Annotated in this window: 6 protein-coding genes; all 6 read left to right on the forward strand. The window is 42.3% G+C overall.

All coding sequences use genetic code 11. The features are described from left to right. The first annotated feature begins 94 nt into the window (after positions 1–94). The 6 genes from ACQ661_RS12525 (at position 95) to ACQ661_RS12550 (ending at position 3,777) form a co-directional block, all read left to right on the forward strand. A complete protein-coding gene (locus ACQ661_RS12525; RefSeq protein WP_369743938.1) occupies positions 95–376 on the forward strand; it encodes a hypothetical protein in 282 nt (93 codons plus the stop codon). A gap of 112 nt (positions 377–488) precedes the next feature. Further along, positions 489–938 carry a hypothetical protein gene (locus ACQ661_RS12530; protein WP_431668571.1) on the forward strand — a complete coding sequence of 150 codons (450 nt, stop codon included), beginning with the start codon at positions 489–491 and terminating at the stop codon, positions 936–938. Between the two features lie 84 nt (positions 939–1,022). After that, the gene (locus tag ACQ661_RS12535; protein WP_431668572.1) at positions 1,023–1,430 is read left to right on the forward strand and encodes a DMP19 family protein; all 408 of its coding nucleotides are present in this window, start codon (positions 1,023–1,025) and stop codon (positions 1,428–1,430) included. Positions 1,431–1,520: 90 nt separating this feature from the next. Next, the gene (locus ACQ661_RS12540) at positions 1,521–1,865 is read left to right on the forward strand and encodes a hypothetical protein (protein WP_153827406.1); all 345 of its coding nucleotides are present in this window, start codon (positions 1,521–1,523) and stop codon (positions 1,863–1,865) included. Positions 1,866–1,959: 94 nt separating this feature from the next. Further along, on the forward strand, positions 1,960–2,529 hold the full coding sequence (locus ACQ661_RS12545) for a hypothetical protein (RefSeq protein WP_431668573.1): 570 nt from the start codon (positions 1,960–1,962) through the stop codon (positions 2,527–2,529). 165 nt (positions 2,530–2,694) lie between these two features. After that, a complete protein-coding gene (locus tag ACQ661_RS12550; protein WP_431668574.1) occupies positions 2,695–3,777 on the forward strand; it encodes a hypothetical protein in 1,083 nt (360 codons plus the stop codon). Positions 3,778–3,846: the final 69 nt, after the last annotated feature.

A 3,846-nucleotide genomic window follows, 5' to 3' on the forward strand; every position in this document is an offset into this window, starting at 1 on the left:
AGGCAAGGCAAAATCGCCCTGCGGGCTGGACGCGCTAACGCGCGCCTTTGCTTGCGGCGTTATACGCTTTGAGCTGGAGTAAGTAGAGAGCAATATGGACATTCTGAGTACAGCGATTCAAGTTAATCTATCAACAATTATTCTTGCTTTTATTGCAGGTGTTTTAGTGTGGCGTTCTAATCACCATGGCAAATTTCGTTTCTGCTTGGGCCTTGTTATTGTGTGCTTAAGTGGCATCTTAGCTATTCCAGTTACTCAGTATTTTTCTGGTTCATCTGTGTCATTAATTACTCAAACCAACATAATCGGCATTTTTCATGGTGCAGGTTTGCTTGTTTGCGCAACGGCTTTTAATTCAAATGCAAAACGCGTATAACAAATTGCTTAATTTCGTTCCGGCCACAAAAAGCGTGGCCTCCACTGGACTGCCTACGCTGCGCTGCGGCAGCCAATTAGCAAAGCGTTAGGGCTTTTATCGGAGATAGTCGATGGCCAATAGGTCTCCAGAACAAGATCTCATTGAACAGTTTGTTGCCCACCTTGCGCAGCATAAAGATGAGACGTTAAAAATTGCTACCGTTATTAACAGCAATTGCAAGTCTAAGAAGTTTGCTGATGTAGAGTTTAAATCATTAACAAACCTCCATTGGGTCATTGAGGCAAAGAGCGACGCTTCAAAAGACAAATACAACACGGTCCATAAAATATTTGGTGAACTGCTAAAGGAAACCGGGAGGACCAATCGCTCTGACTGTCGCCACGCTATTCTGATCCCAGAGTCTGCGGTGCAATTTTATAGTCGAGCTTTTCAGTCGATAGATCGTGAGAAATTTCTTGGGTTCGGTAGGCTAGTTCCAATCGATACAGTGTTTACGAGCAGTACGACAGGCGTGGGGCAGCTTACATGGGAATCACTCTATGATGCATACAAGCCCTAACAATCGCAGGCACGGCGACGCCTTTTCCATTGCGGCTTTGCCTCCATTCCAAAGCCGCGCATGCTGCGAGCGTTCAATGTCATCATGAATATCGAGCAAGCATTTGAAAAATCACTGATCGAACTTGAGTCTAAGGGATTCGACGGTATTGGTGAGCCAGAGCGCGTCTTGGCAACAATATGGGCTGTGGAAGCCGAGGTGAATAACGGAGGTTTCGATCAGCTGTTTTATAACACAGCCGGCGATATCGCGTTTTATGCAGCAAAGGCTCTTAGCGCTATTGGTGCGCATAAAATGGCCGGCATTACCCAGAAAGCACTGGATTTGTTTGGTGAGGGCGGTCCTCCGAGAGATCGAGATGAAAGAGTTGAGGCATTAGAAAGTATTTCAGAAAAACATGAAGAGTACTTAAAGAAGCTCGACTATGAATTCACAGAGTACCCAGACAATATTCAGGAATTGCTGTTTACGTATGTTCAATCAAATTTCTAGCCAACAACATTTAACAAGGCCAAGCAGCATCGCCCCTGCGGGGCTGGACCTCGCTACGCTCGGCCGCTGTTGGCAGCGTTATGCATCACTATGAACTGGCAACTGTGTAAAAAAATATCATTGGTTCTTATAGCCGCTTTAGCTCTGGCAGTAGTAGCAGACATTTTGATATTTCTAACTGTGGAATATGGCAGTAAAGGTTCTAACTTTGTCGGATGCTACGCGTATGACGCAATGCTAATTGGGTTCGAATGCCAAGGTTTTCTGGGCAGCAATGTTGTTGCCGCATGGCTGAATTGGCCGTTGTGGTTACTATATGCACCAATTTCAGCCGTTTTTAGTATTCGAGCGTTGATAATTGCAGTATTAGTATGGTTTCCAATACTGCTGTTTGCGTTTTCCGACAAAAAGCTCAGCGAGCATAAAAATGCATAACAAACGCAGTCACAATCGGCCACTGCGTGGCCTGGACCTCAACCGCTGCGCGGGTTTCGGCCTGTGCTGCGGGCGTTATGCTTTTTGAGGAAATATGAGCGAAAGAAGTACAAGTGAACTTATTGAAACTTTGGGGGAAGACTTTCATCGGTGTTCCGCCAATGTAATTAACGATATTAATAATGGTGAGAAGCAGGATGATGGAACTACACTTGCCGACCATGAGTTTAATGCTCGTCAACTGGTCCGTTCTGGCTTTGCTTATATTGAAGGAGTAAGTTTTGCTATGAAGGTTGCAGCAGTTGATGATGCAATGGAAAATGGCATTGAACTAACGCAAGCCGAAATTGACTATGCGTTTGAGGTTTCTCATCAGTTAAATGATAAAGGTGATGTTGTTGAAGTTAGTGCTCATATCAATCTGACGAGAAATATCAAATTTGCTTTCAATCTATATTCTAAGGCTCATAGCTTAAATCTATCATTTGATGCTGGTTTGTCATGGTGGAGTGATTTGAAAAAAGCGATCAAGATCCGTGATCGCTTAATGCATCCCCGTACCCCCGAAAACTTGGATATTGAGGCTAATGAAGTAATTGCGGTTATGTCTGCAGTTAGAGGTTTTGAAGCCTTAATTTGCAAATATACTGGAATAAAAGCATAACAAACGCCTCAACAAAGGACGCAAAAAGCTTGGCTTGCGTCACTTCGTTCCTAATTTTAGCCAAGCCTTTTACGCCTGTTAGGCGGGCGTTAGATTTTTCAGGGAAGATTAGTGAAACAATCCCATAAGCATCATTATGTTCCAGAGTGGTACCAAAGAAGATTTATGCTTGATGGACAAAAAGCGTATTTCAGACTTGATCTATCTCCCGAAGAAATTAAAAGACCAGACGGTAAAATAATCCGAAAGGGTGAAATACTAAACAAAGGCCCAGGCAAGTTTTTCTACGAAATAGATCTCTACACGACCAATTATTTTGGCCATCAAAATGACGACATCGAGCGTCATCTTTTTGGAAAGATTGATACTGCTGGAGCAGCAGCAATATCGGCAATGGCAGATCCAAATTGGATGCGTTTGATTCATCCTCACATTGTAAATTATTTCGAATACTTAGATGCACAAAGGCTAAGAACACCCAAAGGTCTGAATTGGTTAATAAGGGTTACTAAGCCTAAGAGTTACAACGACCTGCTCATGAAAATGCAGAAAGTCCGAAGAATGCATTGCACTATGTGGGCAGAAGCCTCAATGGAGATTGTTGGCGCTAATGAATCCGATGTGAAATTTATAGTTAGTGATAGCCCTGTAACATTTTACAACTCTGTTTTTTATCCCGCTAATGCAAAATGTAAGTTTCCATTAGATCCTGAAATATACCTAAAAGGGACAAGAACAATTTTTCCTCTCGATATGAACCATTGTGCAATACTGACCAACGTAGAATATGCGAGAAGCCCTGGAAAACTAAAAGCGCCAAAACCTAGAACAAATCCGAGATACTTTGATGAAACAATAATAAAATATGACGATATTATTCGTGAGCGTGAGCTGAATGAACAACAAGTTCTCTCGATAAATTATATTTTGAAAAAACGTGCAACAAAGTATATTGCAGCAGCTAATCAAGACTGGCTATTTCCCGAACGATACTTGAATAAATCAGATTGGAGATCATTGGATAAAGTATTTATATCGAATAGTACAAAGCTTTATGGTGTCGACCGAGAAATTTTCATTGGTGGCAAAGACGGTAAATTAATTGCCACACAAGACGAGTTTGGCAGAAAACCAAAATCGCGAAAGGAATGGTTGGAAAAAGAAAAGCAAGCTCAAGCTATGAAAGAGCATGTTATGAAGCTATTGGCAAAAGAAAAATCTAACAAGCCAATCAAGTCGGACGCATAACAGTTGGCTGCGTTCACTTCGTTCACAATTTTAGCCAACTATTATCCGCCGCTTATTGGGGCGTTAGGA

The sequence above is a fragment of the Pseudidiomarina sp. WS423 genome, assembly GCF_050750165.1.
GTDB classification, from domain to species: domain Bacteria; phylum Pseudomonadota; class Gammaproteobacteria; order Enterobacterales; family Alteromonadaceae; genus Pseudidiomarina; species Pseudidiomarina fusca.

Bases quoted from the DNA above. Each gene is read 5' to 3' on its own strand.
- ACQ661_RS12525 (WP_369743938.1), top strand. From the start codon at position 95: ATGGACATTCTGAGTACAGCGATTCAAGTTAATCTATCAACAATTATT.
- ACQ661_RS12530 (WP_431668571.1), top strand. From the start codon at position 489: ATGGCCAATAGGTCTCCAGAACAAGATCTCATTGAACAGTTTGTTGCC.
- ACQ661_RS12535 (WP_431668572.1), top strand. From the start codon at position 1,023: ATGAATATCGAGCAAGCATTTGAAAAATCACTGATCGAACTTGAGTCT.
- ACQ661_RS12540 (WP_153827406.1), top strand. From the start codon at position 1,521: ATGAACTGGCAACTGTGTAAAAAAATATCATTGGTTCTTATAGCCGCT.
- ACQ661_RS12545 (WP_431668573.1), top strand. From the start codon at position 1,960: ATGAGCGAAAGAAGTACAAGTGAACTTATTGAAACTTTGGGGGAAGAC.
- ACQ661_RS12550 (WP_431668574.1), top strand. From the start codon at position 2,695: ATGCTTGATGGACAAAAAGCGTATTTCAGACTTGATCTATCTCCCGAA.